This window comes from Psychromonas arctica (genome assembly GCF_038155225.1).
GTDB lineage: Bacteria > Pseudomonadota > Gammaproteobacteria > Enterobacterales > Psychromonadaceae > Psychromonas > Psychromonas arctica_B.
On the sequence record NZ_JBAKBA010000005.1, the window covers coordinates 67,391 to 91,133 of the forward strand.

The 23,743-nt window shown below is 36.3% G+C and carries 21 protein-coding genes and 1 other RNA gene; 16 read left to right on the forward strand and 6 right to left on the reverse strand.

Annotation, left to right across the window (positions count from 1 at the left end; all coding sequences use genetic code 11):
* From feoB to V6255_RS03660, 11 genes are all read left to right on the forward strand, one after another.
* Entirely contained in the window at positions 1–2,334 is a 2,334-nt protein-coding gene (gene feoB, locus V6255_RS03610; protein WP_341626914.1) for a Fe(2+) transporter permease subunit FeoB, read from the forward strand.
* Positions 2,335–2,344: 10 nt separating this feature from the next.
* A complete protein-coding gene (locus V6255_RS03615) occupies positions 2,345–2,575 on the forward strand; it encodes a FeoC-like transcriptional regulator (protein ID WP_341626915.1) in 231 nt (76 codons plus the stop codon).
* A gap of 273 nt (positions 2,576–2,848) precedes the next feature.
* The gene (locus V6255_RS03620) at positions 2,849–3,967 is read left to right on the forward strand and encodes a bifunctional tRNA (adenosine(37)-C2)-methyltransferase TrmG/ribosomal RNA large subunit methyltransferase RlmN (RefSeq protein ID WP_341626916.1); all 1,119 of its coding nucleotides are present in this window, start codon (positions 2,849–2,851) and stop codon (positions 3,965–3,967) included.
* A 143-nt stretch (positions 3,968–4,110) separates the two neighbouring features.
* A complete protein-coding gene (pilW, locus tag V6255_RS03625; protein WP_341626917.1) occupies positions 4,111–4,893 on the forward strand; it encodes a type IV pilus biogenesis/stability protein PilW in 783 nt (260 codons plus the stop codon).
* Positions 4,886–5,539, forward strand: coding sequence for a helix-turn-helix domain-containing protein (locus tag V6255_RS03630; protein WP_341626918.1), 654 nt, complete (start codon positions 4,886–4,888; stop codon positions 5,537–5,539). Before pilW ends, V6255_RS03630 begins: the two co-directional genes overlap by 8 nt.
* 248 nt (positions 5,540–5,787) lie before the next feature.
* Positions 5,788–6,897, forward strand: coding sequence for a flavodoxin-dependent (E)-4-hydroxy-3-methylbut-2-enyl-diphosphate synthase (gene ispG, locus V6255_RS03635; RefSeq protein WP_137297330.1), 1,110 nt, complete (start codon positions 5,788–5,790; stop codon positions 6,895–6,897).
* Between the two features lie 296 nt (positions 6,898–7,193).
* Positions 7,194–8,471, forward strand: coding sequence for a histidine--tRNA ligase (hisS, locus tag V6255_RS03640; RefSeq protein ID WP_341626919.1), 1,278 nt, complete (start codon positions 7,194–7,196; stop codon positions 8,469–8,471).
* A gap of 38 nt (positions 8,472–8,509) precedes the next feature.
* Positions 8,510–9,190 (forward strand): tetratricopeptide repeat protein, encoded by a 681-nt coding sequence (locus V6255_RS03645; protein ID WP_341626920.1) that lies wholly within the window; start codon positions 8,510–8,512, stop codon positions 9,188–9,190.
* 14 nt (positions 9,191–9,204) lie between these two features.
* Positions 9,205–10,404 carry an outer membrane protein assembly factor BamB gene (gene bamB, locus V6255_RS03650; protein ID WP_341626921.1) on the forward strand — a complete coding sequence of 400 codons (1,200 nt, stop codon included), beginning with the start codon at positions 9,205–9,207 and terminating at the stop codon, positions 10,402–10,404.
* A 78-nt stretch (positions 10,405–10,482) separates the two neighbouring features.
* Entirely contained in the window at positions 10,483–11,958 is a 1,476-nt protein-coding gene (der, locus tag V6255_RS03655; RefSeq protein ID WP_137297334.1) for a ribosome biogenesis GTPase Der, read from the forward strand.
* Position 11,959: 1 nt separating this feature from the next.
* Positions 11,960–12,193, forward strand: coding sequence for a zinc ribbon domain-containing protein (locus tag V6255_RS03660; protein ID WP_341626922.1), 234 nt, complete (start codon positions 11,960–11,962; stop codon positions 12,191–12,193).
* A gap of 177 nt (positions 12,194–12,370) precedes the next feature.
* Here the strand turns inward: V6255_RS03660 and V6255_RS03665 are convergent, their stop codons facing one another.
* Genes V6255_RS03665 through V6255_RS03680 form a run of 4 tightly spaced genes read right to left on the reverse strand, consistent with a single transcriptional unit; the run spans position 12,371 to position 15,930 of the window.
* Positions 12,371–12,964, reverse strand: coding sequence for a BON domain-containing protein (locus V6255_RS03665; RefSeq protein WP_341626923.1), 594 nt, complete (start codon positions 12,962–12,964; stop codon positions 12,371–12,373).
* Positions 12,965–12,972: 8 nt separating this feature from the next.
* Positions 12,973–13,557, reverse strand: a complete 585-nt coding sequence (locus tag V6255_RS03670) for a D-sedoheptulose-7-phosphate isomerase (RefSeq protein WP_160062440.1) — start codon at positions 13,555–13,557, stop codon at positions 12,973–12,975.
* 11 nt (positions 13,558–13,568) lie between these two features.
* A complete protein-coding gene (locus V6255_RS03675; RefSeq protein WP_341626924.1) occupies positions 13,569–13,937 on the reverse strand; it encodes a YraN family protein in 369 nt (122 codons plus the stop codon).
* Positions 13,906–15,930, reverse strand: a complete 2,025-nt coding sequence (locus V6255_RS03680; RefSeq protein ID WP_341626925.1) for a penicillin-binding protein activator — start codon at positions 15,928–15,930, stop codon at positions 13,906–13,908. The genes V6255_RS03675 and V6255_RS03680 overlap by 32 nt, the downstream gene beginning before the upstream one ends.
* A 119-nt stretch (positions 15,931–16,049) precedes the next feature.
* On the opposite strand from V6255_RS03680, the gene rsmI reads away from it, so the two are divergent.
* From rsmI to V6255_RS03705, 5 genes are all read left to right on the forward strand, one after another.
* Positions 16,050–16,910 (forward strand): 16S rRNA (cytidine(1402)-2'-O)-methyltransferase, encoded by an 861-nt coding sequence (gene rsmI, locus V6255_RS03685; protein ID WP_341626926.1) that lies wholly within the window; start codon positions 16,050–16,052, stop codon positions 16,908–16,910.
* A 62-nt stretch (positions 16,911–16,972) separates the two neighbouring features.
* An RNA gene (gene rnpB, locus V6255_RS03690) (RNase P RNA component class A) lies at positions 16,973–17,346 on the forward strand.
* Positions 17,347–17,406: 60 nt separating this feature from the next.
* The gene (locus V6255_RS03695) at positions 17,407–17,742 is read left to right on the forward strand and encodes a DUF6538 domain-containing protein (RefSeq protein ID WP_341626927.1); all 336 of its coding nucleotides are present in this window, start codon (positions 17,407–17,409) and stop codon (positions 17,740–17,742) included.
* A 493-nt stretch (positions 17,743–18,235) separates the two neighbouring features.
* Positions 18,236–20,209: a methyl-accepting chemotaxis protein gene (locus V6255_RS03700; RefSeq protein WP_341626928.1), complete on the forward strand. Its 1,974-nt coding sequence runs from the start codon at positions 18,236–18,238 to the stop codon at positions 20,207–20,209.
* Between the two features lie 690 nt (positions 20,210–20,899).
* A complete protein-coding gene (locus V6255_RS03705; RefSeq protein ID WP_341626929.1) occupies positions 20,900–22,537 on the forward strand; it encodes a methyl-accepting chemotaxis protein in 1,638 nt (545 codons plus the stop codon).
* A gap of 222 nt (positions 22,538–22,759) precedes the next feature.
* Here V6255_RS03705 and V6255_RS03710 read toward each other — a convergent pair whose 3' ends face one another.
* The gene (locus V6255_RS03710) at positions 22,760–22,972 is read right to left on the reverse strand and encodes a hypothetical protein (protein WP_425355899.1); all 213 of its coding nucleotides are present in this window, start codon (positions 22,970–22,972) and stop codon (positions 22,760–22,762) included.
* A gap of 253 nt (positions 22,973–23,225) precedes the next feature.
* On the reverse strand, positions 23,226–23,633 hold the full coding sequence (locus V6255_RS03715) for a hypothetical protein (RefSeq protein ID WP_341626931.1): 408 nt from the start codon (positions 23,631–23,633) through the stop codon (positions 23,226–23,228).
* Between the last annotated feature and the right edge of the window lie 110 nt (positions 23,634–23,743).

Consider the following 23,743-nt stretch of genomic DNA (forward strand, 5'->3'; position numbering starts at 1 on the left):
ATGACCTTAAATATTGCAACGATTGGCAACCCAAATTCAGGTAAAACAACCTTATTTAATGCACTTACTGGTGGCCATCAACGTGTCGGTAACTGGAGTGGTGTTACCGTTGAGAAAAAGACCGGGCATTTTATTTTAGATAACGGGAAAAACGTTAAAATAATCGACTTACCGGGTATCTATAATCTTGATAACGATCAACTAGGTACTTCATTAGATGAACGTATCGCATTTGAATATATCATGCAAAATCAACCTGATATTGTAATGAACATTATCGATGCAAGTTGTTTAGAAAGAAGTTTATATTTAACGTTACAATTATTAGAACTGGGTTTACCTGTTGTGATGGTCTTAAATAAAATGGACTTAGCCGATAAACAACATTTAGTGATTAACGTAAACGCATTAAGTAAGCAGTTAGGTTGTCCTGTCATTTGCTTGTCAGCCCATGATCAACAAGCTGTAAATAAACTAATACGTACCTTCACTAGTCTAGATTTAGCCAATTTAAACAATCAACTTATACTTGATTATGGCAATGAATTACAACCAGTTATTAATGAAACCTCACAACTGCTTGATAAGTTAATACAATCATCCGATAAACTTGAAAAATCATTTAATAACCTAATACAGTTAAATAAAAAAGCCTTAGCGATAAAATGTATTGAAGGGGAGCAATCTATTCTCTCAGAGTTTAATGGTGAGGATAAGCACACCATTAATCATCTTAAAAACTCATTATCGATTGATCTGGATTTACAGATAGCAGACGTTCGCTACACTTTTATTTATGCATTAACGCAACAAGCGGTCAGAGAAAAACGCCACTTGAGTAAAACGTTATCTGAAAAAATCGATACCATTACCTTAAATCGTTATACGGGTATTCCTGTTTTTCTGTTAGTTATGTACTTGATGTTCATGTTTGCCATTAACATCGGTAGTGCTTTTATTGATTTTTTTGATATCGCATCGGGCGCTATTTTTGTAGATGAAACGGCCCATTGGTTAGGTGTTATTAATGCACCCGAATGGATTATTAATGTACTGGCTTATGGAGTCGGTAATGGCATTCAAACCGTAATGACATTCATACCTGTGATTGCTTGCTTATATCTATTTTTAGCCATGTTAGAAAGTTCTGGGTACCTTGCAAGGGCCGCTTTTGTGATTGACCGTTTAATGCAATTCATCGGTTTACCAGGAAAATCTTTTGTCCCTATGATTGTTGGTTTTGGGTGTACTGTACCAGCAGTGATGGCGGCAAGAACCTTAGAAAAAGAGCGTGAACGTTTGTTAACCGTAATTATGTCTCCCTTTATGTCATGTGGTGCACGTTTACCTGTCTATGCTTTATTTGCGAGTGCCTTTTTTCCTGAGCAAGGACAAAATATCGTCTTTTTATTGTATTTGATTGGTATTTTGGTCGCTGTATTGACTGGGTATGTATTGAGTAGAACCATCTTGCCTGGAAAAAGCGAAAATATGTTTTTAGAAATACCGGACTACGAAATTCCAACCATTAAAAACACCTTAATTAAAACTTGGCAAAAACTGAAAGGTTTTGTATTTGGAGCGGGTCAAACTATTGTTTTAGTCGTCACTATTTTAAATGTCGTTAACTCAGTAGGTATTGATGGTAGTTTTGGCCATCAAGATAGTGATAGCTCGTTACTAAGCCAAGGTGCTCAAATTATTACACCGATATTATCGCCATTGGGCATTAATAATGATAACTGGCCCGCAACGGTTGGTATAGTGACCGGTATTTTTGCTAAGGAAGCCGTTGTCGGTACGCTTAATAATCTATATTCAAGTATTAATAGTGAAGACGAAATAGAGATTACTTTATTGGGTAAACTTAACGCGGCGATAGCAACTATTCCTGAAAACTTAATGGGGATTGATATTGCCGATCCATTGGGTATCAGTGTTGGAGATCTGACTAATTTAGAAAGTGCAGCAGAAGAACAGGGCGTGGACTTAACTATCTACAGTAATATTAAACAAGCTTTCATTAGCCAAGAAGCTGCTTTTGCTTATTTATTGTTTATTCTTTTATACGCACCTTGTGCAGCTGCGATGGGGGCAATTGTCAGAGAAGTCGGAGTAAGTTGGGCTCGTTTTGTGGCGATATGGTCAACGGCTATTGCTTATATTGTGTCAGTTGCTTATTACCAAGTTGCGACTTTTTCACTTCACCCAATGAACAGTCTGGCTTACTTGCTATCAGGATTATTAATTATTATGACAGTGCTGTATAAGCTAAAGCATAGAGGTAATTTATTAGCAGGTGTGTCTATTAGCACTGAACATAAATTAATCTAGGAAAGCGGAAATGATATTAAAACGGTTATCAGCTTACATACAAAAACAACAACGTGTAGATGAAGTGACTTTATTAAAACAGTTCCATTTAAAGCAAAATGGTCTTGCCCCTATGATCGAGATTCTTATTCGTTCTGGACATGTACAAAAAACAGTAAGCAGTCGTGGTGAGCGATTAACGGCTCAAGTTTTTTATAGTTGGCAGGAGAATCAAGTCATACCGATGACTGTCTTATTATAGATTATTCGCTATAAGTTACTCGTTAGAGGTAAAAGATTATAAATTAAACCCTCATTAAATATTAGCTACTTATAGCCAATCAAATAGCTCATTAAATAAACTATTATTGGACCTTAAATCGCCTTATAGTTGAAAATTTCCTTAAACAACAAATACCTGATGCAATTACTTGCTCAGGTATTTTTTTAGTTCAAATTTGTGACTAGCATCGTCTACTCATAATATGTACAATCCACACCCAATTTATACCGAATCAGTCCAGTCGAGGCACCAATGAGTCAGAAAAAAGTAAACCTGTTAGATTTAAACCGTCAAGGTTTACAAGATTTTTTCACTGAAATGGGTGAGAAACCGTTTCGTACTAAGCAGGTCATGAAATGGATTTACCATTTTGGCTGTGAAGACTTTGATCAAATGACTGATCTCAACAAAGCACTACGTGAAAAGCTTAAGCAACGTGCAGAAATAGTAGCGCCTGAAGTTAAGGTTGAACAACGCAGTGAAGACGGCACCATAAAATGGGCGATGACGGTAGGTAACCAAGAAATTGAAACTGTTTACATCCCTGATAAAGAGCGTGCAACTTTATGTGTATCTTCACAAGTAGGTTGTGCCTTAGCGTGTGATTTTTGTTCAACAGCTCAACAAGGTTTTAACCGTAACCTAACCGTTTCTGAAATTATTGGCCAAGTATGGCGTGCTGCTAAAATCATTGGCGTGATGGGTGAAAGTGGAACGCGACCTATTACTAATGTGGTCATGATGGGAATGGGTGAACCTTTATTAAATCTAAATAATGTCGTTCCAGCAATGGAGTTAATGTTAGATGATTTAGGTTATGCACTGTCTAAACGTCGTGTAACGTTATCAACGTCAGGCGTTGTGCCTGCTTTAGATATCCTAGGTGATAAAATTGACGTGGCTTTAGCTATTTCATTACATGCTCCAAATGATGAACTACGCTCGAAAATGATGCCAATCAATGATAAATATAATATTGCTGATTTCTTAGCGGGCGTAAAACGTTATATTGGTAAATCAAATGCTAACCGTGGCAAAGTGACTATTGAGTATTTATTATTAGATCATGTTAATGATTCAACGGATCAAGCACATGAATTAGCACATCTATTAAAAGACACACCGTGTAAAATTAACTTAATACCCTTTAATCCGTTCCCTGGTAATGATTATACTAAACCAAGTAATAGTCGTGTAGACCGATTCAATAAAGTATTAATGGAATATGGTTATACCGTGATTGTACGTAAAACACGTGGTGATGATATTGATGCTGCTTGTGGTCAGTTGGTAGGGGATGTTATTGACCGTACAAAACGCACTATGAATAAACGTCAACATGGTGAAAATATTAGCGTTCAACAGAACTAATTAAGTTAAAACTTAAAACTGTTCTTGTGCTTTAAGAGTAAAATTCAAGAACAGTTAAAAAAAGCATGCATCAAGTATCAAGTTACTTCACAATAGGATACTTAAAGAAGTTTCCTGTACGGCTTTTAGTTTATGAGGAATGTATGCGTTTTATATTTGTAGCTTTAATATCTGTCTTTTTTATCTCAGCTTGTGTCTCAACCGAAACGACCACTACTGTTAATAGTCCTGGTGGCAAAAAAATGGCCTTCGATCCTGAAGGTGCTGCTGATACGCGCGTTAAGTTAGCGTTGCTTTATCTAGAAAACAAACAAATGCAGCAAGCAAAAGAAAACCTCGATACTGCATTAAAATACCAACCTGATAGCGCTAAAGTTCACCGTATATTTGCTTATTACTATGAAAAAGTGAATGAAAATGATAAAGCAGAGAAATTCTACAAAGAGTCCCTATCATTAGATCCTGACAACGGTGATACTAACCATAACTATGCGACTTTTTTATGTGGTCAAAGTGAATACGTTAAAGCTGAAGAATACTTCTTAAAAGCTATCTCTGCTCCGCACTATACGCGTGTTGCTAGGTCTTATGCTAATGCCGCTATTTGTGCTGAAAAAGCGAATCATAATGACAAAGCTATTTTCTATTATGGTTATGCTTTATCGCATAGCCCTAACAGTAATGAAATAAACTTATCATTAGCAAAGCTAAATATTACTGAAAAAAATTACCAAGCCGCCGTCCTTAATTTATTTGCTTTTCAAAAAGATTCAAAACCAACGGCTGAAAGTTTATGGCAATGGATTCGTTTGAGTTATGCTACAGGGAAGGAGAGTAGTTTATCTCGTTATTCGACTCAACTTTTACAAAAGTTCCCTGAATCAGAGCAAGCCTTAAATTACTTAACGAATAAATACTATGACTGAGCAAACTATGCCTATAACAGAACATGATATGCCTACAACGGAACATAAAATGACGCTTGACAAAGCCCTAAAAAAACATCGCTTAGCGGCTAATTTGTCCGTTGAGGAAATCGCACTAAAACTTAACTTAAAAACAACTGTTATTGAAGGTCTTGAAAATGATCTTGCACAATTGATTGAAGATGAAGTGCACCCAGTTATTTATTTACGAGGTTACTTAGCTAACTTTAGCAAAGCAGTACGTTTACCAAACCTTGAATCATTCCCAGAATATCAACAATTAAGTCGTCCTGGTAAATCAGTAAATACATTAAGTAACCCGTACATTTTGACTAATAAAAAACAATCATCGAATAAGTTTGCATGGTTTGTTTTATTACTTTTTGTTGGTTGTATTACGAGTACCATTTATTACTGGGAAAGCGTTTCTGCTTCATTATTTTCTCAGACGGTTGTTGATACTGAAAATATACATATGCGTTTACCGGAACCTGGTGAAAATAGTTTTATCGATACTTATGCTGAAGATAACGAGTTAGCGGCTGAGCAAGCGACAGAGAATTCATCAGTCGAAAGTCAGGTTGTTGATAGTGAAGAAGAACCGCTATCGACAGAAGAAACACCTGAAGCTGATGCAACACTATAATAACGGGTTAACACTTGCAGAGACTTATTAATTTAGCTTAAAATTAAATCGTTCCATGAAAATTTTAAGCTAAATTAAGCTAAATTAAGTTAAGCATTTTAATATAACGGTTAGTTGAAATAGTGAATGTTACCCGACTTATCAGAACGCTAGACCTGCTAGAACCTATATTCACTAAGGTTCTCGTTTTATTGAACGATTGATTTATCAAATAGCGTAATAACCTTTAACTTTTAAGAGTAAATATAATGAGCCATACCTCTTCGATTATACGCCGCGAGTCTAAACAGATCATGGTGGGCAATGTCCCTGTGGGTGGCGGTGCACCAATTACCGTTCAATCAATGACCAATACTTTAACCACAGATGTTGCGGCAACGGTTGCACAGATCAAACGTTTAGAAGCGGTTGGTGCCGATATGGTGCGTATTTCAGTACCGACAATGAATGCCGCAGAAGCATTTCGTGAAATTAAAAAACAATGCAACATTCCTCTCATTGCCGATATTCATTTTGATTACCGTATTGCGTTAAAAGTAGCAGAATACGGTGTAGATTGTTTACGTATTAACCCGGGTAATATCGGTAATGAACAACGAATTCGTAGTGTAGTTGATTGTGCTCGACACAATAATATACCCATTCGAATTGGCGTTAATGGCGGTTCATTAGAAGCTGATATTCAAGAAAAATATGGCGAACCAACGGCACAAGCGTTAGTTGATTCAGCATTACGACATGTGGATATATTAGACCGTTTAAACTTTGAACAATTTAAAGTCAGTGTAAAAGCATCCGATGCATTATTAGCCGTGGAATCTTATCAGTTATTAGCGAAACAAATTATTCAACCGTTACACTTAGGTATTACCGAAGCAGGGGGCTTACGCAGTGGTAGTGTTAAATCTGCTGTAGGGCTTGGTCTGTTATTATCACAAGGTATTGGTGATACATTACGTGTTTCATTAGCCGCTGATCCCGTTGAAGAAATTAAAGTCGGTTTTGATATCCTAAAATCACTGCGTATTCGTAGTCGAGGCATTAACTTTATTGCTTGCCCAACTTGTTCTCGTCAAGAGTTCGATGTCATTGCCACCGTTAACGCATTAGAAGAACGTCTTGAAGATGTTGTTATGCCAATGGATGTGTCGATTATTGGTTGTGTTGTTAATGGTCCAGGTGAAGCATTAGTGTCAGATATTGGTATTACTGGCGGTAAAAATAAAAGTGGATTTTATGAAGACGGTACTCGTCAACGAGATCGCTTCGATAACGACAACGTGATTGATCAATTAGAAGCAAAAATCCGTGCCCGCATCAGTCGTAGTGATGAAAGCCAAATTATTGTAAAAGGGTAACTTTTAGACTGATTTGAGTTTGAATGCTCAATGACTTAACTAAATGCAGTTTTAGATTGAGCGTCATTAAATGAAAGTTTAATGACGCATTAAAGTAGAAGTTAATGATTGCTTTAAGCTAAAACACTAAATAAGCCTAAATGTTTTTGATATTTGGGCTTTTTATTAGCCTTAAAACAAGCAAAGCTGAGTTGCATTGTTCCATCTAGCCACAAACTTCCTTATAATGAATCTCAATTTTATTATCAATACATCTCGAATGTATTTTTATTCATCGACAGAATTCGGAAATCATTGTGGCAAAGAAGATACAAGCTATTCGTGGTATGAACGATACCCTTCCTGAACAAACCCCTGTTTGGCAGAAATTAGAATCGTTAATTAGACAAACAGTCAGCAGTTACGGTTACTCTGAAATTCGTATGCCAATCGTAGAAAGCACGCATCTATTTAAACGTTCAATTGGTGAAGTGACTGATATCGTTGAAAAAGAAATGTACACTTTTGAAGATCGTAACGGTGATAGTTTAACCTTACGTCCTGAAGGTACTGCATCATGTGTACGTGCAGGTAACGAGCATGGTTTATTATATAACCAAGAACGTAGAATGTGGTACATCGGACCTATGTTCCGACATGAGCGTCCTCAAAAAGGGCGTTACCGCCAATTCCACCAAGTTGGGATTGAAACATTTGGTATTGCCAGTGCAGATATCGATGCAGAAGTTATTTTATTATCAGCTCGTTTGTGGAAAGCATTAGGCATTCAAGATCATGTTGAACTGCAATTGAATTCACTAGGTAGTAATGAAGAGCGTAATGCTTATAAAGCTAAGTTAGTTGAGTTTTTACAATTGCATGAAGATAAGTTAGATGATGACAGTAAACGTCGTATGTTAACTAATCCATTACGTGTTTTAGACAGTAAAAATGAAGCGGTTCAAGCAATCTTAGAAGATGCACCGAAACTATCTGATTATTTTGGTGACGAAACAGCTGCACACTTTGCAAAAGTTCAAGCTTATTTAGATGCTGCAGGCATTAAATATGTGATTAATGAACGCATCGTTCGTGGTTTAGATTATTACAATCGTACCGTATTTGAGTGGGTAACATCGAGCTTAGGTTCACAGGGTACTATTTGTGCTGGTGGGCGTTATGATGGTTTGGTTGAACAACTTGGTGGTAAAGCAACACCTGCTGTTGGTTTCGCAATGGGCTTAGAGCGTATTATTTTAATGCTTGAAACCTTAGAATTGAACGACGATGTTAAAGGGGATGTTGATATTTACAGTATTTTAGTTGGTGAAGGAACAGATATCGCAGGATTTAAAGCATCAGAACTGATTCGTGACCAACTACCGCATTTGAAAATGATGCATCACTGTGGTGCTGGTAACTTTAAAAAACAAATGAAACGTGCCGATAAAAGTGGCGCTTCAGTTGCCTTAATTATAGGTGAAAGTGAGTTAGAGAGTGGCTGTGTCACAATTAAAGACTTACATGGGAATTCAGAGCAACAAACCGTTGCAATTGACAGCTTAGTTAAGGTATTACCTACCTACTTTGCATAAGCATATTCATCAAAAAACAGATTAAGTAAGGAACACACGTGGTTGATATTATTGAAGGTTACGAAACAGAAGAACAACAAGTTGATGCAATTAAGAAATGGTGGGGTGAAAACGGAACCATGCTTATCGTGGGAGCTGTTATTGGTCTAGCTGGTTTATGGGGATGGCGTTACTACGGTGAAACCGTATCGACTAACCAAGAGAAAGCATCAACGGAATTTGCACAAGTATTGGTTAAATATGATGCTAAAGGCGAAGATCATAGCAGTGCAGAAATGCAAACATTCATTGCAGACAATAAAGGGAATAGTTACGCAACACTAGGTTCTTTGCTATTAGCAAAAGAAGCGGTTGAAGCGGGTGACTTTGCCTTAGCAAAAACACAATTAACTGATCTACTAGCAAGCAATGAGTATGCACCTTTAAACCCTGTTATAGAGTTACGTTTAGCACGTGTGAATACAGAATTAGGTGATTATGATGCTGCATTATCAACGTTAAACAACATTACAGATGAAGGCTTTTTAGTCAAAGCTAATCAAAGTAAAGGGATTGTTTATTTAAAACAAGGTAATGTTGAATCTGCACGTGGTGCATTTCAAGACGCAGTTGACGCAAGTGAAGGTCGTGTTGACCCAATCTTACAATTACAGTTAGATGATTTAGCCGTTGCTAAAGCAGATATTGCTCCAGCACCTAAATTAGATGCTGCGCAATAAACTGAGATAATATAATGATTAAATGGGTTAAAAATATAACTGTCATTGCTAGCAGCGCGTTAATATTAAGCGGTTGTTCTATTTTCAGCAGTGAAGAAGATGTTGTTAAAATGGCTGAGCTACCTGAATTTCAAGCAACGTACAAACCAGTCATTGCTTGGTCAACGAGCATTGGTAGTGGCGTGGATAAATACTATTCACAACTTCAACCTGCCGTTGATGAAAAAGCCGTTTATGTTGCAGCTCGTGATGGAGAAGTGAAAGCACTTTCTGTTAAAAAGGGTAATAAGCTATGGTCAATTGATCTAGGCGATCATAAATCTAATACAGCTAACCGCTCAGCACGTTTATCTGGTGGTATTGGTTTAGGTATTGATACCCTTTATATCGGCACTGAAAATGCTCAAGTGTTTGCATTAGATGCAGAAAAAGGTGATATCAAATGGCTCAGTAACGTCTCTGGTGAAGTGATTGCTCAACCTGTTTACGATAATGGCTTCGTTATTATTCATACTTCTCGTGGTGAATTAACTGCTTTAGATAGCAAAACAGGTGAAGAAGTTTGGACACTAGCAAACGCACAACCAAAATTAACATTACGCGGCAGTGCGACACCAAGCATTTCTCAAGGTGGTGTTATTTACGGTCGAGCTGATGGTTATGTTTCTGCTGCTTTATTAGAATCTGGTCGACCACTATGGCAGATCCCTGTTGCGAGACCTTACGGTGCAACGGAATTAGATCGTTTAGCCGATGCAGATATGAAGCCTATTGTTGTTAACGGTACTGTTTATGCTTTAGCTTACAATGGTAACTTAGTCGCTATCGACTTGCTAAAAGGCGAATTATTATGGACGAAAAAGTACGCTGGTTACAATGATATTAGTGTGTCAGGACGTGATATTTTCTTAACGGACTACCGTGGTTACGTCTTTGCCATAAATCGTAATGATGGTGAACAGCGCTGGGTTAACAAAGAGTTAGCTTACCGCAATGTAACTGGTGTGACCGTTGCAAATGATTTCATCGTTGTGGGTGATGCTGAAGGTTACTTGCACTGGATTGATCGTGAATCTGGTCAGTTTGTTGCACAACAAGATCTAGACTCTGATGGTTTATATATTGAACCTATTGCAACTTCTACTCACCTTTATTTACAAACACGCAGTGGTGATTTAATTGCCATTGAAAAACCGATATTAAATGTAGAATAATTTAATACGTTTTTACGCTATACTGTAGCCCCTTGCTGTGCATGGGGCTTTTTTAGTTTTAAAGGATATACAAAATATATGTTACCAGTCATCGCTTTAGTAGGTCGCCCTAATGTAGGTAAATCTACTCTTTTCAATCGTTTAACTCGCACCCGAGATGCGATCGTTGCCGATTTCCCCGGTTTAACGCGTGACCGTAAATATGGTCAAGCTAAAGTTGAAGAACTTGAATTTATCGTTATTGATACCGGTGGTATTGAAGGCGATGAAAAAGGCATTGATGCATTAATGGCTGAACAATCATTGATTGCAATAGAAGAAGCCGATGCGGTGCTATTTTTAGTTGATGCGCGTGCCGGATTAACAGTTGCAGATGAAGCTATTGCATCGCATTTACGCAAGCAAAACAAAAAAGTAATGGTCGTTGCCAACAAAACGGATGGTATTGATGCTGACTCAATGTGTGGTGAGTTTTATGCTCTTGCACTAGGTGAAGTTTTCCATATCGCCGCTGCTCACGGTAAAGGTGTGCGTCAAATGATTGATGCGGCACTAGAAGAATTCCAAGAAGAAAACCCTGTTACAGACGAAGTGGACGAATATGAATTCGCATTAGATCATGATGACGAAGACGAAGATAAAATCGCACAAGAGCAAGCGCGTTTAGCGGCTTTACCGATTAAACTTGCACTTATTGGTCGTCCGAACGTAGGTAAATCAACACTGACAAATCGTATTTTAGGTGAAGAACGTGTATTAGTATTTGATATGCCAGGCACGACACGTGACAGTGTTTATATTCCAATGGAACGTGATGGTCGTGAATATATTTTAATTGATACAGCCGGTGTTCGTAAACGTAAAAAAGTAAATGAAACGGTTGAGAAATTCTCAGTAATCAAAACGTTAAAAGCGATTGAAGACTCAAACGTGGTGTTATTAATTATTGATGCACGCGATGGTATTGCAGATCAAGACTTAAGCTTACTAGGTTATACCCTAAACTCAGGTCGTTCATTGGTTATTGCAGTGAACAAATGGGATGGCATGACTGAGTATGATAAAGAACGTGTTAAAACAGAATTGGATCGCCGTTTAGGCTTTATCGATTTTGCAAAAATTCACTTTATCTCGGCATTACACGGTACAGGTGTTGGTCATTTATTTGAATCAGTAGATGAAGCTTACACCTCATCAACTAAACGTATCTCAACAGCAATGTTGACGCGTATTATGGGAATGGCGACAGATGACCATGAGCCACCAATGGTTGGTGCTCGTCGTGTGAAATTACGTTATGCACATGCGGGTGGTTACAATCCACCATTAATCGTTATTCACGGTAATCAAGTTAAAAAATTAGCTGATTCTTATAAACGTTACTTAATGAACTACTTCCGCCGTACATTAGAGATCATGGGGACGCCGATCCGCATCGAGTTTAGAGAAGGTACTAACCCATTTGAAGGACGTCGTAACAAATTAACGCCGCATCAAATGTATAAACGCCAACGTTTACTACGTAACTACGCTAATAGTAAAAACAAAAAATAATATGTCATTGCTTTGCACTGATTGCCAATCAGAATTACAACGCAGTGGGGAATTAAAACGCCACTGTGCTCATTGTGATAGTGATTTCATGCTTCATGTGGATTGTGCTGAATGTCATCAGCCATTACAACGCTTAAAAGCGTGCGGAGCAGTGAGTTTTTGGTGTGACCAGTGCAATGAGTTGAAAAGTAAGTCTACGGCTGTTTATAGCCTTGTTAAGCAGGATGTTAGATAGAATATTAGACGACTTATGACCTTCTACTGGCGAGTTAATAGTATTACTAACAAAAAAGGAGTGATTTATCACTCCTTTTTTGTGTCTTACTGATAGTCATTTTAAATGTCTAATTTTTTGTACTTCGCTCTGTTGTACTTTCTTTTATAGAAATAAGCTCATTAGCTTCACTTTATTTTATGAAGCTGTACTTTTAGCTGGGATGATTTCAAATACTCTAATGACTTGTTGAACACCTTCAACATTACTGGTTACCTCGGTCGCAAAATCAGACATCTCTTGTGTTACTTGACCAATTAAAAATACCTCTCCATTCTCCGTAACCACTTTAATCTTTAAAGGATTAATTTTGTCATGGCTCGTTAATTTACTTTTTACCTTAGCGGTTAACCAACTATCTTTAGTTTTTTGAATAAGACCAATCGGCTGGTTAATACGTAATTGATTATAAACACCAACTACACCCGGTACATTATTTAACTCGTTTTCAATCTCATTACTATTGGCTTGTGTATCGACTTGGCCTACTAATAATAAGTAACTATTATTAGCGATGATATTAATACGAATATTGTCGTTATAAGCTTTTGAAGCAATCACCGCATCAATCGCTTTTTCAGACAGGTCATCATCTTTTACTAATTGCGAAATACTACGTTCGTCACTACTTACCGCTACCGCAGTGCCTGCGGCTACAATAAGGCCTCCTGCACAACCTTGCAACATAAAGGCAGCTAATAAAATTGAAAATAGATAAGGCTTGAATGTCATAATTTATCCTAATACTGTGGAAATAATTGTTGATCGATGAGGTCACTTAAACAGTTTACTACTAACATGTGAATCTCTTCAATTCGTGCCCCTTTATCACTTGGCGCTCGAATCTCAATGTCATCCGCACCTAATAAGCCGGCAATTTCACCACCATCAACACCGGTCATCGCAATAATATGAATATTCTTACTTAATGCGGTTTCTACTGCTTTTACCATATTACGGCTATTACCACCGTGACTGATAGTAATTAATACATCACCCGGCTGTGCTAATGCTGAAATTTGACGAGCATAAATTTGATCAAAATGGCTATCACTAGCAATTGCTGACACTAATGATGAATCGGAAGTGATCGCAATAGCAGGTAAAGCAGGGCGGTCTGTTTCATACTTATTTAATAAATGTGAAGCAAAAATTTGTGCTAGCCCAGCAGCACCACCATTACCGCAAATAAGTAGCTTGTGGCCGTTGATTAAACAATCTTTAAGTAAAAGAGCGGCGGCTTCTATTTGCTCTGGCAGTGCTTCTGCTGCAACAATCTTAGTTTGAATGCTCTCTGCAAAGTGAGCTTGAATTTTTTCGTTAATCATGTGGCTTATTACTCTTGAAATGCATCTTGTATCCATTGTGGCTGTGTTGTTTTTTCGTTGATTGCAACGACATCAAAACGGCAATAGGGCTCATTATCTAATTGTGATAAATAATGCTTTGCCGTTTTAATTAATTTTTTTTGTTTTTGTAGTGTAACTGATGCTGTTGCACCACCATAGTCTTGATTCTTGCGGTATCTTACTTCAATAAACACTAAAGTGTCATTATCAGACATGATTAAATCTATTTCACCATACCGACAATAAAAATTTTGACAGACAAGCAACAAACCCTGCGCCTTTAAAAACGCTAAAGCTTGTTGCTCATATTGAACACCAATAGAATTACTGGCTTGAAATAGGCGAGGTAGCTTCAACTAAATTACCATCTTGAAAGGTTGCCCAACTTAGCTTACTTTTGATCGTATTACGTGCATCTAATGTTATTTCTCCGACTAACCCTTGGAATTTATAACCTTCAACCACTTCTAAAAGTTTTAACTGTTCAATTAAGCTGTAACTGTCATTACCTAATGCAAATAAACGCAATGTACTAAGACGTTGTTGTGGCCATACTGCTTGCACTTTTTCATTCATTTTGGTTTTATCTTCGAGTAAAAAAGCAACATCAGAGAAAGTAATACCCGTTAACTCTTTATCCTGTGTATTAGTAAAGTCTTTTACATGACTACGTGAGCTTGCATATAAAGGAATTTCTTTTGCAAATGGACTAATAGCAACTGACATAAATGGTTTAATGAACATTAATTGTTTACGTTTACTAATGATATAAATAGCATCAACATCGGCACGACTTCTTACTTCTTGCTCTAACTTTCTGCCTAACACCGTTTGCATTTGATGGTTACGTTCTTTACTTTTGTCCGTTTGTAACGCTTCAGCAAGAAATTTTCCATAATCAGTATCTTTAGAGAAAAAGTGTGTTTCAGCAGGATACAGTTCAAAACCATTACCCGACGCTTGTTGTGAACGACTTAGCTCTTTCCAACGCGCTTCAAAAGCAGCGGATGTTCTTCGCCCAAAGTCTGAGTTAGGTGCAAATATTAAAGGTTTTGTGTGTTTGTCTTGGAAAATCATTTCAGCCGCTTGTTCAGCTTCACCCTCTGGTGAAAGTGGGAAAGCATAATGAATTGATGACGTTGCACTACCATCTTTAGTCGGGAAACTATTTAACGCTAACACAGGAATATCTCCCACTAACGGTAAAAATGCTTTTAAATTAGGTTTCAATAAAGGACCAATAACAAAGTCTATTTTCTGATTATGAAGTTGATCTGCAATTTCTTGCATGGTCATCGTATTCGTATCAAGGAATAAGATGTGAGGTGGGGCAGTAATAAAATCTCTATCTATTATTCTGTTGCTAGCGACTGGGCTATCGTCTTGTACATCACCATCAATAGTAATAAAGCTTGAGTTACTTGAACCATTCGCTTGTTCTGCTTGTAACTGTTTCTTTGCTTCTGCTTGGTTATAAAACGCATAACTAATACCGTATTGTATTGCTTGAGCTGGTTTTTTGAATCTACCCGTTAAAGGTAACAATACTGCAATTTTAGAAGGCTGGTATGGTGTTGCCTCTGCAAGGTTAAGTAATTGTGATGGCATGTATTTTAATGCAGGGTGACTTGGGTAAAGTAATTTCCAAGCATCCACACCACGTATCAACTGATTAGTGCGTAATTGATAACGGTGATAAACACTCGCAAGTGCATACCAACCTTGTTTAAAGTTATCGGCACCAGGTGTTGAAGATACTTTTTCAAAACTATTTAACACGCTTGAATCTAACATGTTCAACTGTGTTAACAGTAGGTCATTGTATTGTTGTCTTTGCTCATCACTTTTTAATAAAGGCGTTAATATAAATAAAGTATCAACGGCTGCTTTAGGTTCTTTTTTACGAACATGTAGATCTGTCTTTAATTTTAGATAATGCAACTTAGCTTGATCAGACAACACACTCATATCAATACTTTTAACAGAAACCATAGTCTTATCTAATTGGTTTTGGGCGTATTGGTTATCAGCTATTAATAAAATAAGATGATTTTTTTGTTGAGCATTTAACGTTTTGTTTTGTAAGTATTCAATCACTGAATCTGCTAGAACATATTTACTTTCCTTAGTGAGCGCTTGTACCGCTGCTAATTGCCATTCAGTATTTTTAGGCTCTTTCACGACTTCTGCTTGTTGTAATAAATATTCAGCTGTTTCATAAAAGTCAGTAAAAAGAGTCGGAGCATTTTTCTTATCTTGTCCTAACCCAGAACAAGCGGAAATAAGCAGAATGCTCATCGCCATGAAAGAAAGATGTACAGCTCGTTTAGATATATTTGCAATGGTCAATTTTTTGTCCTTTTTAATCAAACTAATTCAAGATAAGTTTTCAGATAGGTATCAAGATACCTATAGTGTAATATTGCAGACCTAGTTAAACAATCCTTAACACTTTAATAGAGTCAAATATGTCTGAAAAAAATCAATTAAATAACGAAGTAAGTGCAAAATTGTATATTGTCGCCACTCCTTTGGGCAATATCGGTGATATTACTTACCGTGCCGTCGAAATATTAAAAAACGTCGATTTAATTGCAGCAGAAGATACTCGCCATAGTGGTAAATTATTAAGCTACTATCAAATCAGCAAACCAACTTTTCCTCTTCATGACCATAATGAGCGTCAACGTGGCAGTGTATTGATTGAAAAAATCAAAGCTGGTCAATCTGTTGCACTGATCTCAGACGCGGGAACGCCATTAATTAGTGACCCCGGTTATCATTTAGTTAATGAATGTCGTGAAGCGGGCGTTGATGTTGTTCCTGTACCAGGTGCTTGTGCAGCAATTACCGCACTTTCAGCTGCTGGTTTACCATCAGACCGTTTTTCTTTCGAAGGGTTCTTACCAGTGAAAGAAAAAGCTAAAACAGAAAAATTGACTGCATTAGCACAAGAAACACAAACCATGATTTTTTACGAGTCACCTCGTCGTATGCAAGATACGGTAAAACATATAATTAATATCATGGGTGCGGACAGAAAGTTAGTCGTTGCGCGTGAGCTCACTAAATTATTTGAATCATATTACGTATTACCAGCTGGCGAAATGTTGGAGTGGTTAGAACAAGACACAAACCATTGCCGTGGTGAATTTGTATTAATGGTGGGAGGGGCAAGTAAAAATGAAAACGCTTTATCAGTAGAAGCGATTAAAACACTGACATTATTGAAAAAAGAGTTACCCCTTAAGAAAGCCGCAGCGATAACTGCTGAAATACATCACCTTAAGAAAAACGATTTATATAAATGGGGCTTAGAGAACTTATAATTCTTTTCTCGTATCACTGCAAAGCGCTTGTTATCTATAATGGTTTCCGTATAATCCGCCGCGGAGTTGGCTAGATCGTCGCCGCTTTTATTGTTTAGGTAGCTTGCTATCTAGGGAGTAAGAGGGGAGGAAAGTCCGGGCTTCAGAGGGCAGGGTGCCAGGTAACGCCTGGGTAGCGCGAGCTAACGACAAGTGCAGCAGAGAGGAGACCGCCTGCTAATTTATTAGTAGGTAAGGGTGAAAGGGTGCGGTAAGAGCGCACCGGCTAGTGGGTAATCATTAGTGCAAGGTAAACTCCACCCGAAGCAAAACCAAATAGGCTTCCTGAGGCATGGCCCATGCTGGAAGCGGGTAGGTTGCTTGAGCCTGTGAGTGATTGCAGGCCTAGACGAATGACGATTCACGACAGAACCCGGCTTATCGGCCAACTCCAACCATACCAAAACTGTTTTTTAATCAGTCACTTAAGGCTTCTCTCTAAAGGAGGAGCCTTATAGTGTTTCACAATCAAGTTCACAATCAAGTTCACAATCAAGTTCACAATCAAGTTCACAATAAACTGCCAAAATACTTAGAACTTCGTGGTTCTACATACTGTTTTCGTATTCGAATGCCTACTAAATTATCTAACCACCTAATTAGAAAAGAAGTTAGATTATGTTTATTAACTAATTCATCCTATAAAGTACTAGGATATTATGGTCAATTTGAGCCTTTGATTAATAAACTAAAGTTATTAAGGTTTTCTTATGTTGATTTTGAGCATAAATTGAAAGTCGCAGAAGGTATTATTAACGAGTCTTTTGTTGGCGCTCTGCTTATACTTAAATAAGACTGTTCGGTAAATAATATAGTTATACCAATCACACTAATTGAGTTATCTATTTTACTTATTAAAATAACTTATTTCTTCGTTGTAAATTTCGTAAAGGGAACAACCATTTAGCTCAACTTTCGCCTTGAACTAAGTCATTTTTCCTGCGCAAAATTTAGATCACTTATTTAATGTAATCGGTATTATTTAACATAAAGAGTATTTCCACATCCGTACCTATTATTTGAATAATTTAGATTCCAGACTTTGTATGTGTAATAGAAAGTATGAATACTTTAAAATTAATCACACAAATGCCAACTAGTTTTAACCCTATTAAGTTCAGAATATGTGTCGAGCAAATTATAAATAAATAAAAAGTGTATCTATGGCAATGCCTTAACCGAAAATCAGGTTAATTTAAAAATCAAATAATTGATTTAAATAATTAGATTTTTTAAGGAATTATGTCTATTTTTATTATTAGCTATATTAATGGAGTTTTTTGATAATGAAAATATTTACACGAAAGAAGATCCAACACCAATTAAATTTTGCAGTATCACTTTTAATATTACTCACACTCACTATTATTGGTCTTGTGAATTACAATTCAACATTAAATTTAATGCGTGAAGAAACAGAAAAAACAATTAGCTCTAATTTATTCAGTAGCGCCAATTTGGTATCCCCTTCATATGACTTGAATATTAAAGTCGTCAAAGCGCTCGTTTATTCTCTTCGTAAAGAAATCGAATCAGATTTATCCATTTCAAGCCAGGATTCAACCATTCTCTTTGGAGAAAATTTACCTAATTTGAATTTTAAAAATAACCTATTAGCAGGCAAGTTTGAATTAATTGATAAGTTGACCCAAGAATATGATTTACCGATAACTATATTTCAGAAAACTGAAAATAATGATTTTTTGCGTGTATCCACTTCATTGAAGAATGATAAAGGTGAACGAGCATATGGCACTCTACTAGGAAAAGAAAAACATCCGGGTTATCAGACTTTAATGTCAGGTGATAGTTATTTTGGTATGGCTAATCTTTTTGGAACAAATTATGTGACAGCTTATGTTCCTTTAAGCATTAGTTCAGAGAATGTAAATGTCATTTTATTTGTAGGGTTAAAAGTAGATAGTACTTTGGCTTCGCTAAATGATGCTATGAATAAATTCTCACAAGATAGCTTAGGGGATATGTATCTGTTCGATGCTAAAAATTCATTACTTAGTGACTCAGGTGAGCCTGAAAACTTAAAAGAAATTCAAGCGCAAATTAACACCCAAAGCGACGGTGAATTGCATATCGGAGGAGATAATATTTATTACAAGCATCTTAAAGGGTTTAATTGGACTTTAGTCATGGTAGTGAATGATGAAGAAATGGCTATGATTCCTAACCAACTCGGTATGAATACTGCTGTAATAGGTGGGATTGCAATTGTAAGTATTATTATCGTCTTATCATTATTAACTACTTATATTTTTAAAGATTTTAAGCAAGCATTTAAGACACTAAAACTAGTTGGTGGTGGACAAGTGAGTAATCTTCATTTGGTATATGATGAACACTCACAAAAAGAAACGGATGTATTAATTCATAATGTTGACTTAATGTCGCAAAAAATAAAAGAATTAGTACAAGATGTACAAACGATTGCAGAAAAGACAGATTTTACTGCTTCAACTGTACTTAAACGCTCTACAGATCAGATTAATGCTAATCAGAGTGTTGAAGATCGTATGCACTCTGTAGCAACGGCAATTGAAGAATTAACAGCTTCATTTGCTGATGTTGTAGAGCGTACTGCGGTTGCCGCATCTGCTACAACAAGTGTTAGTGGGGCATCGAAAAATGCATTTAATACAATAACAAGTCTATCTACTTATATTTCAACAACGAAAGGGAGTATCGATAACTCTGTTAAAGTTATTGCTAAGTTGTCAGATAGCGCAACTAAAATTACAACGGTTGTAGAACATATTAATGCCATTGCTGAACAAACTAATCTATTAGCCCTTAATGCTGCAATTGAAGCTGCACGAGCAGGTGAGCAAGGACGTGGTTTTGCTGTTGTAGCAGATGAAGTCAGACAACTAGCACAGCGTACACAAGAAAATATAGTTGATATTCAAAAAGTTATTAAAGAATTACAATTACAAGCTCAAAATACAGTTGATAGCATGGGGCATGTAACAAACGCTATTGTAGACGTTGAATCAGATGCAGCTAAAACACTTGAACAGTTTAGTTCTGTGAATACTGAAATAGAAGGTATAAGTGAGCAATTAACTTCTATTGCGACAGCTGCAGAGGAGCAGAGCTCAGTGACTAATGAAATTGCATCTATGCAAAATAATGTGAAAGATTTTATGAGTATTGCAGTTGGTATCTCATCAGAAGTTCATAATTCTGCAGCAGAAATTAAAGAAAATTCAGATAATTTAATTTTAACAGCAGGTAGGTTCAAATAGTACATTAGGATTTTGTACAACAAATTGTGTTACATTTGGATCGGTATTTTTATTTGATGCCACTCTTAACACTTATATATCAACTAACTTATTACTGCGAGAGTTAGCTTATCGGCTAACTCCAACCATTTTAAAAGCCGCTATCTAATTATTTAGATAGCGGCTTTTTCATTTCTATACGTTTAATTCACTATTAAATCACTTGATGATTACAGGGCATTACAGAAGTGCGCGAATGAGGATATACGGCAGAGCCTAGTTTATCGTTCAGCTCCAACCATTTTAAGAACTGCTATCTAATACCAATCTAAGTAATTATCTAGTCATTTATGCTTCTTAAAATGAATGCTAGTTTCGTTGTTGATTTTGTAATGAGAATAACGAGTTACTGCAATCAACGCCTTGCTATCATCCATTTCCCCTAACGCCTAAATAGACCATTTATTTATCCAGATTAGTATAAGTAATTAGGTAGCGGTTTTTTCGTTTCTATAGGTTCAGGTTTTCATTTAAAGAGAGTGAATTCATACATTTTGCACTTTTATATTTTACTAATACAAAGAATAACTCACATATTCAGGTTAAAAAACTATCGAGTTTATGTTTTTCAACTACTCTATTTGGAGTAATTTCAAGTTAAGTTAAGTTACTTATTTTTAATCGAATCAATAATAAGAAAAACAGGATGTTATGAAAGTATTAAACCATTATTCAATCAAAGTTAGGTTAATCATATTAGCAATTTTAGGATTAGTGGGGATGTTAGCTGTTACAGCACAATCATTAATACAAACGAATGATATTTTATTATCTGAGAAACAACGCCAAACAAAGCATCTAGTTGAAGCTGCACATAGCCTTATTGAAGCGAGTCATAAAAAGTTTATAGACGGCAAAATTTCAGAAGAACAAGCTAAAGCTGAAGCTATTTCAACAGTGATGGAAATACGTTACGACGATGGCAACTATTTTTGGATAAACGATGAAAATGTGGTGATGGTTGCACATGCAGCAAAGCCTACACTTAATGGCAAAAACCTATCTAAATTAGCGGATCCTAAGGGTAAGCTTTTATTTGTTGAGTTTGTAAATCTAGTTAAAAAAACACCTGAAGGAGGTATAGTTGATTACCTATGGGAAAAACCAGGTAGTGAAAAACCAATTCAAAAAATCTCTTACGTTAAAGGTTTTACGCCATGGAAATGGGTTATCGGTACAGGTATTTATATCGATGATGTAGAAAGCTTAATGTGGAGTTCGGTGAAGGGCTTAATTATTGAATTTATTGTGATTACTTTACTTATTATTATTCTCTCATTCTTCATTGCACGAAGTGTAATTATTCCGATTAAAATAACTATTGATGCACTTTCTGATCTCGTAGAAGGGGAGGGGGATTTAACACGACGCTTACCTGTTAATGGTAAAGATGAAATGTCTGAATTATCGCACTTATTCAATCAGTTTATTACAAAAATTCAAGGCGTGGTTGAGAAAGTGCAAGAATCAGCAGAATTAATTAAAGTTTCATCACTTAATCTCTCTGATTTAGCACAGGAGTCATTGATAAGTAATCAACAACAAAATGCCGAAACAGCACAAATAGCAACAGCTTCAAATGAAATGTTAAGTACAATTAATGAAATAGCGAACAGTGCTCAAACGGCCTCTAATTTAGCTGAAGGCGCGAGTGATGAAGCTAAAATAACTAAATCTATCTTCAACAAATCAGTTAATTCAGTACAAGTGTTATCCGGTGAAATAAAAGGGGCAACAACTGTTATTACTGATTTAAATAATGAATGTGCTTCGATTGATTCCGTTTTATCAGTAATTGAAGCTATTGCAGAACAAACCAACTTATTAGCCTTAAATGCAGCCATCGAAGCTGCTCGAGCAGGTGACGAAGGAAGAGGTTTTGCTGTTGTTGCAGATGAAGTACGAACACTCGCGGGTAGAACACAAGTGGCAACACTTGAAATTAATGAGATTATTTTACAGTTACAAACTAAAGCAACTGAAGCTGTGACTGCTATGTCTAAAAGTGCCGAAATTGCAGGGGATACTGTCACTCAATCTAAAGAGGCCAGTGATTCTCTTGATTCTATCGCCGATGCTATCATGTCAATTTCAGATGTTAACCACCATATTTCAACCGCTTCAAATGAACAATCAACAGTGACGCGTGAAATTGATGAAAGAGTAACGGCTGTTGCTCAGTTAGCACAAGAGTCTACAGATCGATCTGTAGAAACAAATAAAGGCAGTGATGAAGTAAGTAAATTAGGACTTCAATTAACTGACTTGATTAAAACTTTTAAAGTTTAAACTTTAGCTAACATTATAGAGAAAAGACCTATTATATTATTGAATATAATAGGTCTTTTTTATGGTGGAAAGTTAGCGCACGTCTGAAGCTATTAACCTTTTATATATCGGTTAATTATGGTGACTATTTACATTGTTATACCGATTACATTAAATAAGTTATCTAAATTTTGCGCAGGAAAAATGACTTAGTTTAAGGCGTAAATTGAGCCTTTCTAAGATTCACTTCCTTAAAACAGCTAACTGCGTACCAGTAATTGATGAACCATCAAGTGACTCCCATGTTGCTGGTGGATCAAAATAAGAGACTAAATGGTTGCCTTTATTATCACTTAAAATCGCGCGTGGCCCAGCAAATGCCGATTTTGCTTTTGCTTCATTGGTTGTATCTACTTTGCACTCCCAAGTGATGTTACCTTTTGCAGTAGTAAACATCGCGACTTGATTTCCTGCTGATACACGCACTTAATTTGGTAATTTATCTTGAGAGAAAGTACCTGCATATGACTGTGTTGTTATTGCCATTAAAGCAGATGCTGCTGTTATTTTTAGTGCTTTTAATATGTATTGAGTTTTCATTGTCGCTTTCCTATTAATTGATTTCGAATGTGAAAAGCAGTTAGTTTGCTACTGTTAATAGGTACTACAATTGGCAATGTATTTTGGATGCAAAAAGATTAAATAAATTTCAATTATTTTTTGCATCTGATTTATTACAAATAAAAAGACGATTTTTTCGGTTGTATTGTACTAATAAAAAAGCGAATAATAGAAAAATGATTGCAAAAGAGGGAACAAAAGCTTGTTCCAATATTTCTCTATATTTTTTAGCCCAAAATAAGGCAAAAAAGACGTGACTGGTGAAAATAAGATATAACCAAAAAACAATTCTTTTTGCCCATAATTTTCCCATAAAGGCATAAGCGGTTAGGTTTCCTAGTAATATCGATAAGGTTAAAATAGCCGTTGGTATAATAAAGTGACGTCCTATAACAAAAGTCTGAATGACACCCAATATTAGTAAACAAGTTATAAAAGCGGTTACCCATTCTAAACTATTTCGGTAACTAAACTTTGCTGGTAAACAAACTGACATGGCGAGGACCCTTAAAAATTTAGTGCTAACCGTTGTTTACACCTTGATTCTACATAGTAACATTTAACAGTAATCTGAATAAATAGCTGAGTTTTCCAATACTACAATGA